Here is a 16,691-nt window from a genome sequence, read left to right on the forward strand (position 1 = left end):
CGGCAAGGCGCCCAAATGGGGTCAGGTTCATTTTCTTGGGGAAATGACCTGACCCGTTGGACCGGGCATTGGCGCTGGGAAATTGAACCTGACCCCATTAGGGGCGCCTCGGCCGAGGCTCAGTGCCCGCCACCGTCCAGCGCCTTGAGCTCGCTGACCAGGGCGCTGGCCATCTCGGCGCCGTCGCCGTACAGCATGCGGGTATTGTCGGCGTAGAACAGCGCGTTCTCGATGCCGGCGAAACCCGTGCCCTTGCCGCGCTTGATCACGATCGCGTTCTTCGACTCGACCACGTCCAGGATCGGCATGCCGTAGATCGGCGATGCGGGATCGGTCTTGGCCACCGGGTTGACCACGTCGTTGGCACCGATCACCAGCGACACGTCGGTGTTCGGGAACTCCGGATTGATGTCGTCCATGTCGGCAATCAGGTCGTAGGGCACGCCGGCCTCGGCCAGCAACACGTTCATGTGCCCGGGCATGCGCCCGGCGACCGGATGGATCGCGAACTTGACCTTCACGCCGCGGTCGATCAGCCGCTGCGCCAGTTCCCAGATCTTGTGCTGGGCCTGGGCCACGGCCAGGCCGTAGCCGGGCACGATCACCACGCGCTCGGCGTAGGCCATCATCGCCGCCACGTCGCCGGCCTCGATCGGCTTCTGCGAACCGCTGATCTCCTGCGCCTGGCCGCCGCCGCCGAAGCTGCCGAACAGCACGCCGGTGATCGGCCGGTTCATCGCCTTGGCCATCAGCCGGGTGAGCAGGATGCCGGCCGCGCCGACCATCATGCCGGCGATGATCAGCGCCTCGTTGCCCAGCACGTAGCCTTCGAATGCCACCGCCAGTCCGGTGAAGGCGTTGTACAGCGAGATCACCACCGGCATGTCGGCGCCGCCGATGGGCAGGGTCATCAGCACGCCCAGCGCCAGGGCGACGACGAAGAACGCGGCGATCGCCCACATCTCCAGGGTCACACCGGCCCACACGCCCAGCACCACCATGGCCACCGCCACCAGCAGGTTGAAGGCCTGCTGGCCGGGGAACACCACGCGCCGGTCCAGGCGCCCGTCGAGTTTGGCCCAGGCGATGATCGAGCCGGACAGCGCCACCGCGCCGATCGCCGAACCCAGCAGCGCCAGGGTCAGCACCACCGTGCCCGGGTGCGTGCCCGCGCCATCGAGCGGCAGCACATCGCCGTGCGCCAGCGCCGAGAAGCGCAACAGTTCCACCGCGCCGATCGCCGCGGCCGAACCGCCGCCCATGCCGTTGTACAGCGCCACCATCTGCGGCATGTCGGTGATGGCCACCTTCTTGCCGGAGATCCAGGCGGTGACCGTGCCCAGCACCAGCGCGGTGACGATCAGCGGCATGTTGTGCAGGCCCGGCAGCAGGAAGGTCGCCGCGGTGGCGATCAGCATGCCCCAGCCGGCCCAGTGGATGCCGCTGCGCGCGGTGGCCGGCGAGGCCATGCGCTGCAGGCCGAGCAGGAACAGGGTCGCCGCGACCAGGTAGCTGACCCCGACCAGCCAGGTGCGGAAGTCGAATTCGCCGCCGCTCATGCCTTGCGCTCCGGCTTCTTCGACGACTTGAACATCTCCAGCATGCGCTCGGTGACCACGTAGCCGCCGGCCGCGTTGCCCGCGCCCAGGACCACGGCGATGAAACCGATCGCCTTCTCCAGGGTGGTGTCGGCGTGGCCGAGCACGACCATTGCACCGATCAGGACGATGCCGTGGATGAAGTTGGAGCCTGACATCAGCGGCGTGTGCAGGATCACCGGCACCCGCGAGATGATCACGTGGCCGGCGATCGCCGCCAGCATGAAGATGTACAGCGCAACGAAACCGTCGTTCATTACCGCCTCGCTCCCCGGGCACGGCGCCCGCCGGGATGATAACCGCAGCATGAACGGTTGGGAGGCCGGTCAACCAGTTGCACATGCATGCGTTTCCCTGGGTGTTCCCTCGCAGGAGACCGCCTTGGACCGCCGCAACGCTTCCCTGTCTTCCTTCCCGTCGCCGCGCGTTTCCCGGGGCGTCGCCTTCCTGGCCGGCCAGCGCCGGGCCGTGCGCAGCTAAGCTGTGCTGGTGACCACGCCCCTCGATCCCGGCTGGGAGACGCAGGCGACGCCCGTCTGGGCGTCGCTGGACGCGTTCCTGGCCGAGGTCGGGCCGCGCGCGTTCCGCTTCGCCGAGGCCGGCCTGCGCCACCGCGACGACGCCCTGGACGCGGTCCAGGACGCGATGATGAAGATGCTGGCCTACCGCGAGCGCCCGGCCGGCGAGTGGACGCCGCTGTTCTGGAGCATCCTGCGCCGCCGGATCATCGACCTGCAGCGGCGCGCGCGCTTCCGCCTGCGCTGGCTGCGTCCAGCCGGCGACATGGTGGACGCCGACGACGCCAGCATCGACTGGGCCGACCCGGGCGTGGGTCCGGCCCAGGCCCACGAGCAGCGCGAAGCCTACGCGCGCCTGGTCCAGGCGCTGCGCGCGCTGCCGGCCCGGCAGCGTGAGGCGTTCACCCTGCGCGTGTTCGAGGAGCTGGACGTGGCCACCACCGCGCGGGCGATGGGCTGTTCGGAAGGCTCGGTGAAGACCCACCTGTCGCGTGCGCGGCAGGCACTGCAATCGCAACTGGAGGACGTCCGATGACGACCGCACCCGACCCCGTCGACTTCGACCCCATCGACAGCCGGGCCCGGCAGCTGCACGCCGCCGCACTGGCCGATGTCTCCGCGCCGACCCTGGCGCGGCTGCGCCAGGCGCGCCGCGCGGCTGCGGACGCCGCGCCGCGCCGGCGGCCGCTGTTCGCGCCGTGGCTGGCTGGCGGCGCGGTGGCCGCGGCCGTGGCGCTGGCGGTGCTGCTGCATCCGGGCGTGCCGACGCCCGGCGCGCCCGACCAGCCGGCGCTGGCGGCCGCGACCGCCGACCCGGCCGAACCGCTGCAGGAGGATCCCGGTTTCTATCTGTGGCTGGATTCGGCCGACGCCATCGCCCTCGCAATGGAGTAACCCATGAAGTCCCTCCGCATCGCCATCTGCCTGTTCGCGCTCGCGCTGCCCGCGCTGGCCACGGCGCAGGCCACGCCGCCCGCGAAGCAGGAAACGGCGCCGGCCACCGCCCCGCTGCCCGCCTGGGAACAGCTCAGCGCCGAGCAGCGCGAGACCTTGATCGCGCCGGTGCGCGAGCGCTGGAACGATTCGCCGCAGGAGCGCGGGCGCATGCTCGAGCACGCGCGCCGCTGGAAGTCGATGCCGCCGGAGGAGCGCGAGCGCGCCCGCCGCGGCATGCACCGCTTCGAGCAGATGAGCCCGGAGCAGAAGCAGCAGGCGCGCGCCATCTTCGAGCAGACCCGGGACATGACCCCGGAGCAGCGCCAGGCGTTCCGCGAGCGCTGGAAGAAGATGAGCCCCGAGCAGCGCCAGCAGTGGCTGCACGAGCATCCCGCACCGGCGCAGCCCTAGTCCGCCTTTTGTAGGAGCTGGCTTCAGCCGGCGACACGGGCGTCGAAAGCATGAAGGAGTCGCCTGTGCCGAGGCGTCGTGTCGCCGGCTGAAGCCAGCTCCTACAAAAACGCAGGACCGCCCCTGCGCCCGAAATGGATCAGGTTCAATTTCCCCGAAAAAAATGAACCTGACCCCATTTGGGCGGGCGAGCCCGGTAACCGCTGCCGTCAACCCGCCTCGGCAGCCGCAACCTCCGGCGCTGCCGGCCACGCCGTCTTCGCCAGCAGCTCGTCGTTCCAGTCGAAGGCCAGCGCGCCGTCCTTCAGGAACAGCGCGACGAAGTTGTACACGTTGCGCGCGTACATCTCGCTGGCGTGCACCGCGCCCATGCTGGCCAGGTTGAGCGGACCGGCGACGGTCACCCCGCCCTGCTCCACCGTTTCGCCCGGGCGGGTCGCCTCGCAGTTGCCGCCGGTCTCGGCGGCCAGGTCCACGATCACGCTGCCGGGCTTCATCCCGGCGACCATCGCCGCGGTCACGATCTTCGGTGCCGGGCGACCCGGCACCGCCGCGGTGCAGACCACCACGTCGATGCCCTTCAGATGGTCTGCGAGCCGGCGCTGCTGTTCGGCGCGCTCCTCGTCGGTGAGCTGGCGCGCGTAGCCGCCTTCGCCGGCCGCGCTCACGCCCAGGTCGAGGAACTTGCCGCCGAGCGATTCGATCTGCTCGCGCGTCTCCGGGCGCACGTCGAAGCCCTCTACCTGCGCGCCGAGCCGGCGCGCGGTGGCGATCGCCTGCAGTCCCGCCACGCCGGCGCCAACGATCAGCACCTTCGACGGCCGGATCGTGCCGGCCGCGGTGGTGAGCATCGGGAAGAAGCGCGGCGCCAGCTGCGCGGCAATCAGTACCGCCTTGTAGCCTGCCATGCCGGCCTGCGAGCTGAGCACGTCCATCGCCTGCGCGCGCGTAGTGCGCGGCAGCCGCTCCAGCGGGAAGGCGCGGATGCCGCGCGCCTGCAGCGCCGCGGCACGCGCCTCGTCGGCCTGCGGTTGCAGCACGCCGACCAGGGTCGCGCCCTGCCTGAGCCCGGCGATCGCCTCGGCCGGCGGCGGCTGCACGCACAGCACCAGCTCGGCGGCGGCACGCGCGGCCGCGCCAGCGGCCTGCGCGCCGGCATCGAGATAGGCCTGGTCGGTGATTCCCGCGGCCAGGCCTGCACCTGGCTCGACCTGCACCCGCGCACCGGCGGCGAGCAGCTTCTTCACCGTTTCCGGCGTGGCCGCCACGCGCTTCTCGCCCGCCGCGGCTTCCCTCAGCACCAGCACTTCCACCGCCATCGCGTCCCCTCGCCCTGAACCGGATCGAGCGGCGATGCTAGCAAAACGCGGGCGCCGGCCGGCGCCCGGGCAATGGTTTCATGCGTATCGCAGGCGGCGTGCCGTGGCCTGCCCCCGGTCAGACCGGTGCTTTCCCTGTAGGAGCCCACTTCAGTGGGCGACACGGGCGTCGGGACCACGAAGAAGTCGCCTGTGCCGAGGCGTCGTGTCGCCGGCTGAAGCCAGCTCCTACAAGAATGCACCGCCCCCTGCAGGGGGGCGCCGTCAGTGCAGGGTCGCCGATTCCGGCGCCGCCGCCCTCATGTCCAGGCGCTCGATCACGCCCTGCATGGCACTGTCGAAGGCGCCATCGTCGGCCACGTGCATGCGCAGGCGGCCGAGGCGCACCATCACCGCCAGCTCCTCGGCGGACGCGACGCAGAAGCGCACGCCGCGGCGGTTGACGAACAGCAGGCGCGAGGAGATCGGGCTGACCCACGACAGCTTGCCCGGCTGCACTCGGCCATCCTTGTCGATGAAGTCCAGCCAGGTGCCGACCGGCAGCGTGCGGATGCGCTCGGCGTCGGCGTTGTCGAAATCCAGGGTGTCGGTGCCGGCGACCAGTTCGATCGCGCCCTGCTCGACCGGGACCGGCTGCGGCAGGGCCACGGCCGGCAGTTCCGGCAGCGGCTTCTCCAGTTCCGGGCGCGCGTCGGCCACTGCCTGCAGGGTGTCGTGCAGGGCGCCGATCGCCGCGTCGGCCGCGTCGCCGTGCAGGCCGACGCTGGAGAAGACCTTGCGCAGGCCCGGCTGCCAGTTCTGCAGCCACAGCTTGCCGACGATGTGGCGCTGCGCCTCGCCCATCTCCTCGAGGATGCCGTCGGCCAGCTCCAGCGACTCGACGAACGCGTCGCCGACCTCGCCCTCGCGCAGCAGCGCCAGGGTGAGGTGGTGCTGCCACGGGTTGCGCAGGAACTCGGCCACCGCCTGCGGCAGTTGCCGGTCTTCCAGGCGCGAGGCCAGCTCGAACTCGGCGCGGCTGCGGGCCAGCTCCAGGCGCTCCTGGCCGCGCTGGATCTCGGCGGCGCGGCGCTCGGTGATCTCGATCCGGCGGCGGTGCTGCTCGAGGAAGTCGCGGAACTCTTCCTCCAGGGTCATGAAGATGGCCAGGTTCTCGTTGAACTCGGCCACCAGCCGGTGGATGATCTCCTCGACCTTGGCCAGCAGCGTGCGCTCGGCCGCGCTCTCGCCCTGGTTGCCCTCGCAGGCCTCGGCCAGCGCGTTGAGCAGGCGCCGCGCCGGGTGGGTCTTCTGCACGAACATGCGCCGGTCCAGCAGCGCCACCTTGACGAACGGCACCACCAGCCGGCCGATCAGCTCGCGCGGGCGGCCGGCCAGGTCGCGTTCGTCCAGCAGCACGTCGAACAGCATGCCGACCAGGTCGATCGCATCCTCGTCCTTCGGGTCCAGGCTTGTGCTGGATGGGTCCATGCCGAGCTGGCTGGCGTTGGACAACACCTCGCTCTTGAGCCGCTGCGACAGCGACTCCTGCTCATCGCCGATCGCCGCGCTCAGGGTCGCGCTGGGCGTGGCCTGCAGCAGCGACAGCACCGACAGCATCTCGCGCTGGCTGAGCGGGCGCTGGGCCGACTGCGCCGCCTGCACGCCGCCGGCGACCTGTTCGGCGCCACCACGCATTTCGCGGCTCTGCTGCAGCAACTGGTGCAGCGCGTCCAGCAGCATGCCCGACCCGCCCGCGCCGGGCGCGCCAGCGCCGTCGGCCGGGTCGAAGCCGTGCTGCTGCATCGCACCGCGGGTTTCCTGCCAGCGCTGCATGAAGCGCGACGCCCACGCCGGCGAGTACTCCTCGCCCGCCGCCTCGCCCCATGCGCCGTAGTCGGGCGCCTGCGGGTCGTTCGCGCGCGCCGGCTGCGCCTGGGTCCGCGCGGCGGGTGCGCCGGGCAGCACGCCTTCGCGCACCAGGCGCAGGTCCAGGGTCTCGTACAGCTTGGCCACGGTTGCGGCCAGGTCGCGCTCGCACAGCTTGATCAGGACCAGGCGCACTTCCGGCGCCAGTTCCGAGGTGGCGAAGGCCTCGTGCACGGCCACGCCGATGTGCTCCGGGCCGATCGGGTTGCTGTCGGCGTCCAGTTCCAGCCCGCCGGCGATCCAGCCCAGGCGGCGGTCCAGGCGCAGCAGCACCGGCTTGCAGTCGCGCAGCACCACGCTGGCCAGGTTGCGCACGGCCAGGCGCGATTCCAGTTCGTGCTCGGCCACCAGGCTCAGGCCACCGGCCTGGCTGGACAGGGCGGCCTCGGCCGACAGCGGTGCGCCGGTCTCCAGCGCCTGCCACGCCTGCGACAGCTGCGCGCGGAAGCGGGCGGCGATCTCCTCGCGACGGCGGCGCAGCTCGCGCATGCCGTCCAGGAACAGCAGCTGCGAGGCGCCGGCACGCTCGGCGCGGTCGAACATGACGTCGTCGTAGCGCGCCACCGCGACGGCGAAGGCATCGCCGAGTTGCGGCAGGAACGCATCGCGCGCCATCGCCAGCAACCGGGGGTCGCGGGCGTGGGGGTGTGGGATGTTCGGGTCTTGCTGGGTCATGCTCATGCGCGCAACTCCCGCGCGGGCAGAGGGAAACAGGGCTGCGGCCCCCCATGCCGCACAGGCATCCTACGGTGCCGCCGGTCAGGCATCCGTGATCCAGTGGGCATTTCCGTCGACCCGGAAAACTTTAGCCCCATCACCCACCACTTGGGGTTCAGGCCGCGGCCGCCGGCATGTCGAGGAAGTCGACCACCGACTGCATCGCGCTGTAGAAGGCGTCCTCGTCGCGATGCAGGCGCAGCCGCCCGAGCCGGACCATCGCCGCCAGCTGCTCGGGCGAGGCCACGCAGAAGCGCGAGCCGCGCCGGTTGACGAACATGCGCCGGCCGGAGATCGGGCTGACCCAGGCCAGCTTGCCCGGCTGCACCTGGCCGTAGCGGTCGATGAAGTCCAGCCAGGTGCCCAGCGGCAGGGCCTGGAAATACTCGGCCGTATCGATGTCGAACCCGATCTGCTCGGCGGGCTCTTCGGGCAGCAGCGACGCCGCCTCCGGCTCGACCGCGGGCGGCGCCGGCTCCGGCGGAAGCTCCGGTGCCGGCGCGTCGGCGGCCTGGCGGCCACGCAGCACGTCGACCAGGGTCGCGGCGGCCGCTTCCGCCGCCGCCGGGGACAGTCCCGCCTCGGCGTAGAGCCGCTGCAGCGCCGGCCGGTGCGCCTCGAGCCACGGCTCGGCAATGCGCGGCGAGGCGTCGATGGCGGCCAGCAGACCGTCGGCCAGGGCCATCGCTGCGGCCACCCCCGAGCTCCCGGCGACGCCTTCGCGCAGGGCGATGCGCTCCACGTGCCTTGCCCACGGCCGCCGCAGGAATCCTTCGATCACCGCCGGCAGTTCGCGTCCGTCCAGGCGCGAGGCCACCCCCTCGCCGGCGCAGGCACGCGCCGCCAGGCGCCGTTCCTCGGCCCGCTGCAGTTCGGCCGCGCGGCGCTCGGCGATCTCCACCCGGCGCCGGTACTGCTCGAAGTAGGCGCCGAATTCCGACTCGGCCTGCAGGAACACGCCCAGGTGCTCGTCGAAGTCGCGCACCACGCGCGTCGCGGTTGCCTGCACCTGGGCCAGCAGCGCCAGCTCGGCGGCGGTCTCGCCCGGGTTGCCGTCGCAGGCGTCGGCCAGCATGTTCAGCAGGCGCCGCACCGGATGGCTGTCGCGCACGAACAGGCGCGGATCCTGCAGCGCGACCTTGGCCACCGGCACCAGCAGCTGGCCGAGCACCGGGCGCAGGTCGGCCCGCAGCTGCGATTCGCCCAGCATGGCCTGGAACAGCATCGCCACCAGGTCCAGGGTGTCGGCGTCGGCCGGGTCGATGCGCGCCGACCCCGGACCGACGCCGAGCATCGCCGCGTGGGCCAGGATCTCGCGGCGCAGGCCGGCGCGCAGGTCGCCGCCGCGTTCTATCTCGTCGAAGCCGGCCTGCGCGGTGGTCTGCAGCAGTGACAGCGCCGACGCCAGTTCGCGCGGCGACAGGGCGCGGAGCTCGCCGGCCGCGGCGGCGTTCCCATCGTCGCGCGCGCCCTGCAGCAGGCGGTGCAGTTCGGCCGGCAGCAGTTCGTGGTCGGCGCGGGCGTGCACGTCGATCGCGCTGGCCGCCTGCGCTGCGCGCTGGCCGCCCTGCCACTGGCTGAAGAAGCGGGTGATCCAGTCCGGCGTGTCCTCGCGCCCGGGACCGGCCAGGCCGGGGATCGCGCGCCGGCGCGCGCGACCTTCGGCCAGCTCGGTGGTGCGGGCGATGGCCTGCAGCTGCTGTTCCAGCGCCTCGTAGAGCACGCCCACCCGTTCGACCATGCCCGGCTCGCACACGCGCACGGCGGCCAGCTGCGCGCGCGGCGCCAGCCGGGTCGCGGAGACGGCGGCGTATACCGCCACGCCCAGGTGCTCGGGGCCGATCGGGTTGCTGTCGCCGTCCAGGCGCAGGCCGCCAGCGATGAAGCCCAGGTAGCGGTCCAGCCGCATCAGCTCCGGCCGCCACTGCTGCTGGATCGCGCCGGCCAGGTTGCGCACCGCCAGCCGCACTTCCAGCTCGGCGTCGGCGACCAGGGTCAGGTCATTGCCGCGCGACAGGGTGCGCTCGACCGACAGCGGGCGTCCGGCCTCCAGCGCCTGCCAGGCCTTCGCCAGGTGCGCGCGGAAGCGGGCGATCAGCGACTCACGCTCGCGGCGCAGTTCCTGGATCGCGTCCAGGTAGTCCTTCTGCAGCGCCGGCGGCGCCTTGTCGGCCAGCTGGAACAGGCCGGCGCCCACCCCGTCCAGTTCGGCGGCGAACACATCGGCCAGCGGCAACAGGATGCTCTCCCGGACCTGGTTGAGCAGGTCCAGGTTGCGGCTGGGCAGTTCGTCTACGAAGGGCGGTGTCTGCATCGGCCTGTGAATTTAAGGCGCGCACATGAACCGCGTGTGCAGGCCAGGTCCGTCCCTGTCCCGGAGCGTGCGGGGGGTGGGCGCCTATACTTCCCACCTGTCGGCACGCCGCGGCCGGACTTGAGCGATTTGAGATTATGCGCACACTTTCGGCCCTGCAAGCCCTCGACCAGCGGCGCTCGGTGCCCTCGATGCAGCTGGGCGAACCCGGCCCGGACGAGGCCACGCTGCTGCGCATGCTGGCCTCGGCAGTGCGCGTGCCCGACCACGGCAAGCTGGTGCCGTTCCGCTTCCTGCGCATCGCCGGCGATGCCCGCCACGCGCTCGGCGCATTCCTCGCCGAGCGGGCGCTGCAGCGCGATCCGCAAGCGGCTCCCCACCAGATCGACAAGGACCGCCAGCGCTTTTCGCACGCGCCGCTGGTGGTGGCGGTGGTCGCCCGCCTGCAGGCCGGGCACAAGGTGCCCGAGCAGGAGCAGCTGCTGAGCGCCGGCTGCGTCTGCTTCGCCCTGCTCCAGGCCGCGCAGGCGCTGGGCTTCGGCGCGCAATGGCTGACCGCGTGGATGGCCTACGACCCGGAGGTCGCGCGCGTGCTGGGGCTGGCCGGCCACGAGCGGGTGGTCGGCTTCGTCCACATCGGCACGCCGCTGCAGGACGTGCCCGAGCGCGAGCGCCCGGACCCACGCACGCTGCTGGCGGACTGGGCGCCGTGACCGCCGGCGACGCCGCCGTCGCGCCCGGCCCGGCGGCGGCGCAACCGTCGCTGCACCTGGTCGACGCCAGCCTGTACGTGTTCCGCGCCTGGCACTCGATGCCCGACGAGTTCCGCGACGCCCACGGCTGGCCGACCAACGCCGTGCACGGCTTCGCCCGCTTCCTGCTCGACCTGCTCGAGCGCGAGCGGCCACGGCACATCGCCATCGCCTTCGACGAGGCGCTGGACAGCTGTTTCCGCAACCGCATCTATCCGGCCTACAAGGCCAACCGCGAGCCGGCGCCGGAGGAGCTCAAGCGCCAGTTCGCGCACTGCAAGGCACTGTGCGCCGCACTCGGGCTGGCGGTGCTGGCCGACCCCGACTACGAGGCCGACGACCTGATCGGCAGCGCCCTGTACCGGGCCCGGCCGGCCGGCTACCGCGGGATCATCGTCTCCGCCGACAAGGACCTGTCGCAGCTGCTGGGCGAGCACGACGAGCAGTGGGACTACGCCCGCGCCCAGCGCTGGAACGCGGCCGGGGTCAAGGCGCGGCACGGCGTGCACGCCCACCAGATCGCCGACTACCTGGCGCTGACCGGCGACGCGGTCGACAACATCCCCGGCGTCGGCGGCGTCGGCGCCAAGACCGCGGCGGTGCTGCTGGCCCACTTCGGCAGCCTCGACGCGCTGCTGGAGCGGGTCGACGAGGTCGCGTTCCTGCGCCTGCGCGGCGCCGCCCAGGTCGCCGTCCGCCTGCGCGAGCAGCGCGAGCACGCGCTGCTGTGGCGGCAGCTGACCACGATCGCCTGCGACGCCCCGCTCGGCTACGACGACCCGGTCGCCGCGCGCGCCGAGGCCGACCCGGAGATGCTCGACGCGCTGGCCGCGACCCTGCGCTTCGGCCCGATGACCCGGCGCCGCCTGCGCACCGCGGCCGGGCTGGACGCCGACGGCGCCGCCGACGCGCCTCCGTCACCGTTTCCCGCTTAGCATTGGCCCATGGCCGACGACCCCGATTCCAATCCACCCCGCACCGTCTACGAAGGCCGCTACCAGCGCATGGTGGTGCGCGGCACCTGGGAGTACTCCGAGCGCACCCATCCCGGCGGACTGGCCGCGATCATCATCGCCGTCACCCCGGATGACCGCGTGCTGTTCGTCGAGCAGTTCCGCATTCCGCTGCAGGCGCGCACGATCGAGATGCCGGCCGGGCTGGTCGGCGACATCGACGCCGGCGAGTCGATCGAGCAGTCCTCGATCCGCGAGCTGGAAGAGGAAACCGGCTGGACCGCCGGGCACGCCGAGGTGCTGATGACCGGCCCCACCTCCTCCGGCGCCAGCAGCGAGAAGATCGCCTTCGTCCGCGCCACCGGCCTGCGCAAGGTCGGCGCCGGCGGCGGCGACGCCAGCGAGGACATCACCGTGCACGAGGTGCCGCGCGCCGAGGCCGCCGCCTGGCTGGCGCGCAAGCTGGAGCAGGGCTACGAGCTGGACGCCAAGCTCTGGGCCGGCCTGTGGATGATCGACCACAACCTGGACGGCAGCCCGCGTGGGCGCTGACAGCCACGCCGCCGCCGCGCCGCTGCTGCAGGCCGGCGATCCGCCGCCGTTCGAGCTGCTGAACCCCGAGGGCGCATCGCCCTGGCTGTTCACCGCCGACCACGCCGGCCAGGCGGTCCCGCGCGCGCTCGGCGACCTGGGCCTGCCGCCGGGCGCGATCGACCGCCACATCGGCTGGGACATCGGCGTCGCCGGCACCGCCCGGCAGCTGGCGCGACTGCTCGACGCCTGGACCATCCTGCAGACCTACTCGCGGCTGGTGATCGACTGCAACCGGCCGCTGGATTCGCCGACCTCCATAGTCATCGCCAGCGACGGCACCGCCGTGCCGGCCAATGCCGGGCTCGCGCCGGAGGCGCGCACCGCGCGCGTGCTGGAGATATTCCTGCCCTACCACGCCAAGATCGTCGAGGCGCTGGACCTGCGCAGCGCGACGCGGCGCCCGACCCTGCTCGTCACCCTGCACAGCTTCACCCCGAAAATGAGCGGGATGGCGCGGCCCTGGCACTGCGGCGTGCTCTACCACCGCGACGCGCGCCTGGCGCACGCCCTGCGCGACGCGCTGCAGGCCGAGGGCGACCTGGTGGTCGGCGACAACCAGCCCTATTCGGTCAGCGATACCAGCGACTACGCGATCCCGGTGCACGGCGAATCGCGCGGCCTGCCGCACGTGGAACTGGAGATCCGCCAGGACCTGATCGCCGACGAAGCCGGGCAGCTCGCCTGGGCGCGGCGCCTGGCGCGGCTGCTGCAAATGCTGGAGCCGGGCTTCGCCGTTGCCTGAGCGGCGAATGAATCCGTGACCGGCCGCACTGTAACCGGTACCAGTCCCGGTCGTGCAGGTCCGGCGCGATCCGGCATACTCGACCGGATGCCTCGCTCCCCCCTCCCGATGCCCGCCACGCGCCCGATCCTCCTGCCCCTGCTGCTGGTCGCCACCCTGGGCGGCTGCTCGTTCGGCGGCGGCAGCAAGTCCACCCCCAGCGTGTACGAGGCGTTCGATTCCTCCAATACGTACTCGCGCAGCCTCGACCATTCGCCGCGGCAGGCCTGCGAGGCCGCGCGCCGCGCACTGCTGAGCCAGGGCTTCGTGGTCGGACGCGCCGAAGCCGACGTGGTCGAGGCGCGCAAGTATTTCCAGCAGGACGAGAGCCACGAGCAGGTCGAATTCCGCGCGGTGTGCATGCCGCAGACGCGCGGCGACCAGCAGACTCTGGTCTTCGTCAACGCGGTGCAGGACCGCTACGCGCTGCGCCGGAGCAACACCAACGCCAGCCTCGGCGTGAGCGCGCTGGGCTCGGTGTCGCTGCCAATCGGCTCCAGCGAGGACTCGCTGGTCAAGGTCGGCAGTGCGACGCTGCAGGACCCGAACTTCTACAAGCGCTTCTTCGCCGTGCTCGACCGCTTCCTGCCCGAGCAGATCGAGCGCCCGGGCAAGCCTGCGGCATCGCCGCAGGCGCAGCCCACGCTGTTTCCGATGCTGCAGTACCCGCAGCCGGTGCCGGCCGAGTTGCCGCCGGAACAGGCGCCGCTGCCCACGCCGCCGTTGTAGGAGACGTGCTCCGGCCGACGATCGATGCCGTCGGTGCAGGCGACTTCTGCATGATCCCGACGCCCGTGTCGCCCACTGAAGTGGGCTCCTACAGGGACGGCCTGCGCTTTTGTAGGAGCTGGCTTCAGCCGGCGACACGCCACGCAGGCACAGGCGACTCCTTCATGGTCCCGACGCCCGTGTCGCCGGCTGAACCCGGCTCCTACAGCGCGAAGGCGTCGGTGGCGCGCACCAGGGCGTCGACGTTCTCCGGTTCGAACGCCGAATGCCCCGATGCCGGGCTGATTTCCAGCTTCGAGGCCGGCCAGGCCTTGTGCAGTTCCCAGGCGTTCTGCAGCGGGCAGACCACGTCGTAGCGGCCGTGCACGATCACGCCGGGAATGCCGGCGATGCGGTGCACGTCGCGCAGCAGCTGGTCCTCGACCTCGAAGAAACCGCCGTTGACGAAGTAGTGGTTCTCGATCCGGGCGAAGGCCAGGGCGAAGTGCGGGTCCTGGTGGCTGTCGACGAAGTCGGCGTCCACGTGCAGGAAACTGGTCGCCCCCTCCCACACGCTCCAGGCCTTGGCCGCGGCCAGCCGGGTGGCCTCGTCCTCGCTGGTCAGGCGGCGGTGGAAGGCCGAGATCAGGTCGTGGCGCTCCACCGGCGGGATCGCCGCGAGGTAGTGCTCCCACGCATCCGGGAACAGGCGGTTGGCGCCTTCCTGGTAGAACCACTCCAGCTCCCAGCGGCGCAGCATGAAGATGCCGCGCAGGACCAGTTCGGCCACCCGCTGCGGATGGGTTTCGGCGTAGGCCAGCGCCAGGGTCGAGCCCCAGCTGCCGCCGAACACCTGCCAGCGCTCGATGCCGAGCTTGCCGCGCAGCTTCTCGATGTCGGCGACCAGGTCCCAGGTGGTGTTGTCGACCAGGTCCGCGTGCGGAGTCGAGCGGCCGGCGCCGCGCTGGTCGAACAGCACGATCCGGTACTTCGCCGGATCGTGGAAGCGGCGCATCTTCGCGCTGCAGCCGCCGCCCGGGCCGCCGTGCAGCAGCACCACCGGCTTGCCGTCCGGGTTGCCGCACTGTTCGTAGTAGAGCTCGTGGCGGCCGTCGACCTTGAGGGTGCCGGTGTCGAACGGTTCGATCTCGGGATAGAGCGTGCGCATGCCGGGGCTCGCTGCGGATGAACGGCCGATTCTAGCGCAGGCGCCACGGACGGCCGGATGCGCGAATTTGCCGGCGCAGATCCGCCGGCACCGCCGCCTCGATGATCCGACCGCAGCCTGGCCCGCGGGAGGCACCTGCCCGGGAAAGCCACCGCACCGGTGCCGATGCCCAGATGGCTGGTGACACGGGCGTCGGGAATACGAGGGCGTCGCCTGGGCCGGCGGCGTCGTGTCGCCGGCTGAACCCGGCTCCTACAACAGCCGCAGCGCGACCGCTCCTGTAGGAGCCGACTTCAGTCGGCGACACGGGCGTCGGGATCCTGAGGGCGTCGCCTGTGCCGTCAACGCCGGATCGAAGACAAGCCCGGCTCCTACAGCGGCAGGCGGCCGAGGGTGACGCGGTCGCGCAGCTCGAGGTCGCGCACGGTTTCCACCTCGACCAGCCCCGCCTGCTCCAGCAGCGCGCGCACCGCCGGCCCCTGCTCCAGGCCGTGCTCGAGCAGCAGCCAGCCGCCGGGAACCAGGTGCCGCGGTGCGGCAAGGGCGATCGTGCGGATCGCGTCCAGCCCGTCGGCCCCTGAGGACAGCGCGCGCGGCGGCTCGTGGCGCAGGTCGCCCTCGGCCAGGTGCGGGTCGCCCTCGGCGATGTAGGGCGGGTTGCTGGCGATCAGGTCGAAACGGTCGTTGCCCAAGGCTTCGGTCCAGTCGCCACGGCGGAACCATACGTTGTCCAGCGCGTGCGCCTGCGCGTTGCGCACCGCCACCGCCAGGGTCGCCTTGCTCACGTCGGTGGCGACCACCGCCGCCGCTGGCCGCTCGCTGGCCAGGGCCAGGGCGATGGCGCCGCTGCCGGTGCCCAGGTCGGCGATCCGCACCGGCTGGTCCGGCCCGACCCGCGCCAACGCCAGTTCCACCAGCAGTTCGGTCTCCGGGCGCGGGATCAGGGTGTCGGGCGTGACTTCCAGGTCCAGGGTCCAGAACCCGCGCCGCCCGGTCAGGTAGGCCACCGGCTCGCCGGCGGCGCGGCGCTCGACCAGGGCCCGGAAGCGGCCTGCGGCCCCGGCGTCGACCGGATCGGTGGCGTGGGCGAACAGCCAGGCGCGGTCCACGCCCAGCGCGTGGACCAGCAACGGCTCGGCATCGCCGCGCCCGATCCGGGCGGCGGCTTCGCGCAGCAGCGCGTCGAGGCGGGAATCGGAGTCGGCGGAGATGCTCATGCGGGCTGGACGATGGACCAAACCAGTGGCGGGTGCCACTGCTGCGGCGCTGCACCAAAGATTGAACCTTGATTATCGATAGTCAATGACTATCTATTTAATCCCTTTAATCGATTTGATCTGTCTATCGTGACCGCCTAGGATGGCGGCCTCGCTTCCACCACCCCAAGAGGACCTTCCCCATGTCCCTGATCAACACCACGGTCAAGCCGTTCAAGGCCACCGCCTTCCAGAACGGCGAGTTCATCGAAGTCACCGACGCCAGCCTGAAGGGCAAGTGGTCGGTCGTGATCTTCATGCCGGCCGCCTTCACCTTCAACTGCCCGACCGAGGTCGAGGACGCCGCCAACAACTACGCCGAGTTCCAGCAGGCCGGTGCCGAGGTCTACATCGTGACCACCGACACCCACTTCTCGCACAAGGTGTGGCACGAGACCTCCCCGGCGGTCGGCAAGGCCCAGTTCCCGCTGGTCGGCGACCCGACCCATCAGCTGACCCGCGCCTTCGGCGTGCACATCGACGAAGAGGGCCTGGCCCTGCGCGGCACCTTCATCATCAACCCGGAAGGCGTGGTCAAGACCCTGGAAATCCACGACAACGCCATTGCCCGCGACGTCAGCGAGACCCTGCGCAAGCTCAAGGCCGCCCAGTTCGTCGCCGCCAACCCGGGCCAGGTGTGCCCGGCCAAGTGGAAGGAAGGCGCCCAGACCATCGCCCCGTCGCTGGACCTGGTCGGCAAGATCTGAGTTCCGCCCCGCCCTCCCGGCCCGCCGGGAAGGACGGCACTCCCATCCCCG

General features: G+C 71.7%; 16 protein-coding genes. 9 read left to right on the forward strand and 7 right to left on the reverse strand.

Annotated elements, in window-relative coordinates:
- Positions 1-119: 119 nt before the first annotated feature.
- Together WQ53_RS03940 and WQ53_RS03945 are read right to left on the reverse strand one after the other, a co-directional pair.
- On the reverse strand, positions 120-1,559 hold the full coding sequence (locus WQ53_RS03940) for an NAD(P)(+) transhydrogenase (Re/Si-specific) subunit beta (RefSeq protein WP_052630609.1): 1,440 nt from the start codon (positions 1,557-1,559) through the stop codon (positions 120-122).
- The gene (locus WQ53_RS03945; protein ID WP_052630611.1) at positions 1,556-1,855 is read right to left on the reverse strand and encodes an NAD(P) transhydrogenase subunit alpha; all 300 of its coding nucleotides are present in this window, start codon (positions 1,853-1,855) and stop codon (positions 1,556-1,558) included. Before WQ53_RS03945 ends, WQ53_RS03940 begins: the two co-directional genes overlap by 4 nt.
- A gap of 226 nt (positions 1,856-2,081) precedes the next feature.
- Between WQ53_RS03945 and WQ53_RS03950 the strand changes: the two genes are divergently transcribed.
- From WQ53_RS03950 to WQ53_RS03960, 3 genes are read left to right on the forward strand one after another with little or no spacing between them, the layout of a single operon-like run.
- Positions 2,082-2,651: an RNA polymerase sigma factor gene (locus WQ53_RS03950; RefSeq protein WP_052630613.1), complete on the forward strand. Its 570-nt coding sequence runs from the start codon at positions 2,082-2,084 to the stop codon at positions 2,649-2,651.
- Entirely contained in the window at positions 2,648-3,010 is a 363-nt protein-coding gene (locus tag WQ53_RS03955; RefSeq protein ID WP_052630615.1) for a hypothetical protein, read from the forward strand. Before WQ53_RS03950 ends, WQ53_RS03955 begins: the two co-directional genes overlap by 4 nt.
- Positions 3,011-3,013: 3 nt before the next feature.
- Complete coding sequence (locus tag WQ53_RS03960; RefSeq protein ID WP_052630617.1) at positions 3,014-3,463, forward strand: DUF3106 domain-containing protein; 450 nt, start codon at positions 3,014-3,016, stop codon at positions 3,461-3,463.
- Positions 3,464-3,672: 209 nt separating this feature from the next.
- Here the strand turns inward: WQ53_RS03960 and WQ53_RS03965 are convergent, their stop codons facing one another.
- The 3 genes from WQ53_RS03965 to WQ53_RS03975 form a co-directional block, all read right to left on the reverse strand.
- Positions 3,673-4,782, reverse strand: a complete 1,110-nt coding sequence (locus tag WQ53_RS03965) for an NAD(P) transhydrogenase subunit alpha (RefSeq protein ID WP_052630619.1) — start codon at positions 4,780-4,782, stop codon at positions 3,673-3,675.
- A gap of 264 nt (positions 4,783-5,046) precedes the next feature.
- A complete protein-coding gene (locus WQ53_RS03970; RefSeq protein WP_428992279.1) occupies positions 5,047-7,365 on the reverse strand; it encodes a DUF1631 domain-containing protein in 2,319 nt (772 codons plus the stop codon).
- 157 nt (positions 7,366-7,522) lie between these two features.
- Positions 7,523-9,721, reverse strand: a complete 2,199-nt coding sequence (locus WQ53_RS03975) for a DUF1631 family protein (RefSeq protein ID WP_052630623.1) — start codon at positions 9,719-9,721, stop codon at positions 7,523-7,525.
- 137 nt (positions 9,722-9,858) lie between these two features.
- Here WQ53_RS03975 and WQ53_RS03980 point away from each other — a divergent pair, with 137 nt between their 5' ends.
- The 5 genes from WQ53_RS03980 (at position 9,859) to WQ53_RS04000 (ending at position 13,530) form a co-directional block, all read left to right on the forward strand.
- Positions 9,859-10,434 carry a nitroreductase family protein gene (locus tag WQ53_RS03980; protein ID WP_052630625.1) on the forward strand — a complete coding sequence of 192 codons (576 nt, stop codon included), beginning with the start codon at positions 9,859-9,861 and terminating at the stop codon, positions 10,432-10,434.
- Positions 10,422-11,408: a 5'-3' exonuclease gene (locus tag WQ53_RS03985; protein ID WP_428992280.1), complete on the forward strand. Its 987-nt coding sequence runs from the start codon at positions 10,422-10,424 to the stop codon at positions 11,406-11,408. Before WQ53_RS03980 ends, WQ53_RS03985 begins: the two co-directional genes overlap by 13 nt.
- A gap of 9 nt (positions 11,409-11,417) precedes the next feature.
- Entirely contained in the window at positions 11,418-11,978 is a 561-nt protein-coding gene (locus tag WQ53_RS03990; protein WP_052630629.1) for an NUDIX hydrolase, read from the forward strand.
- On the forward strand, positions 11,968-12,762 hold the full coding sequence (locus WQ53_RS03995; protein WP_052630630.1) for an N-formylglutamate amidohydrolase: 795 nt from the start codon (positions 11,968-11,970) through the stop codon (positions 12,760-12,762). Before WQ53_RS03990 ends, WQ53_RS03995 begins: the two co-directional genes overlap by 11 nt.
- A gap of 108 nt (positions 12,763-12,870) precedes the next feature.
- Complete coding sequence (locus WQ53_RS04000) at positions 12,871-13,530, forward strand: DUF2242 domain-containing protein (RefSeq protein ID WP_052630632.1); 660 nt, start codon at positions 12,871-12,873, stop codon at positions 13,528-13,530.
- Between the two features lie 202 nt (positions 13,531-13,732).
- On the opposite strand, the gene pip is transcribed toward WQ53_RS04000, so the two are convergent.
- Both pip and prmC read right to left on the reverse strand, forming a co-directional pair.
- The gene (pip, locus tag WQ53_RS04005) at positions 13,733-14,677 is read right to left on the reverse strand and encodes a prolyl aminopeptidase (RefSeq protein WP_052630635.1); all 945 of its coding nucleotides are present in this window, start codon (positions 14,675-14,677) and stop codon (positions 13,733-13,735) included.
- 371 nt (positions 14,678-15,048) lie between these two features.
- Positions 15,049-15,894 carry a peptide chain release factor N(5)-glutamine methyltransferase gene (gene prmC, locus WQ53_RS04010; protein ID WP_144409213.1) on the reverse strand — a complete coding sequence of 282 codons (846 nt, stop codon included), beginning with the start codon at positions 15,892-15,894 and terminating at the stop codon, positions 15,049-15,051.
- A gap of 182 nt (positions 15,895-16,076) precedes the next feature.
- On the opposite strand from prmC, the gene ahpC reads away from it, so the two are divergent.
- Positions 16,077-16,640 (forward strand): alkyl hydroperoxide reductase subunit C, encoded by a 564-nt coding sequence (ahpC, locus tag WQ53_RS04015; RefSeq protein ID WP_052630638.1) that lies wholly within the window; start codon positions 16,077-16,079, stop codon positions 16,638-16,640.
- Positions 16,641-16,691 lie beyond the last annotated feature (51 nt).

This window comes from Pseudoxanthomonas suwonensis, assembly GCF_000972865.1.
GTDB lineage: Bacteria > Pseudomonadota > Gammaproteobacteria > Xanthomonadales > Xanthomonadaceae > Pseudoxanthomonas > Pseudoxanthomonas suwonensis_B.

Coding starts and splice junctions, on each gene's coding strand:
- WQ53_RS03940 (WP_052630609.1), bottom strand. CDS start 1,559: ATGAGCGGCGGCGAATTCGACTTCCGCACCTGGCTGGTCGGGGTCAGC.
- WQ53_RS03945 (WP_052630611.1), bottom strand. CDS start 1,855: ATGAACGACGGTTTCGTTGCGCTGTACATCTTCATGCTGGCGGCGATC.
- WQ53_RS03955 (WP_052630615.1), top strand. CDS start 2,648: ATGACGACCGCACCCGACCCCGTCGACTTCGACCCCATCGACAGCCGG.
- WQ53_RS03960 (WP_052630617.1), top strand. CDS start 3,014: ATGAAGTCCCTCCGCATCGCCATCTGCCTGTTCGCGCTCGCGCTGCCC.
- WQ53_RS03965 (WP_052630619.1), bottom strand. CDS start 4,782: ATGGCGGTGGAAGTGCTGGTGCTGAGGGAAGCCGCGGCGGGCGAGAAG.
- WQ53_RS03970 (WP_428992279.1), bottom strand. CDS start 7,365: ATGACCCAGCAAGACCCGAACATCCCACACCCCCACGCCCGCGACCCC.
- WQ53_RS03975 (WP_052630623.1), bottom strand. CDS start 9,721: ATGCAGACACCGCCCTTCGTAGACGAACTGCCCAGCCGCAACCTGGAC.
- WQ53_RS03980 (WP_052630625.1), top strand. CDS start 9,859: ATGCGCACACTTTCGGCCCTGCAAGCCCTCGACCAGCGGCGCTCGGTG.
- WQ53_RS03990 (WP_052630629.1), top strand. CDS start 11,418: ATGGCCGACGACCCCGATTCCAATCCACCCCGCACCGTCTACGAAGGC.
- WQ53_RS04000 (WP_052630632.1), top strand. CDS start 12,871: ATGCCCGCCACGCGCCCGATCCTCCTGCCCCTGCTGCTGGTCGCCACC.
- pip (WP_052630635.1), bottom strand. CDS start 14,677: ATGCGCACGCTCTATCCCGAGATCGAACCGTTCGACACCGGCACCCTC.
- prmC (WP_144409213.1), bottom strand. CDS start 15,894: ATGAGCATCTCCGCCGACTCCGATTCCCGCCTCGACGCGCTGCTGCGC.
- ahpC (WP_052630638.1), top strand. CDS start 16,077: ATGTCCCTGATCAACACCACGGTCAAGCCGTTCAAGGCCACCGCCTTC.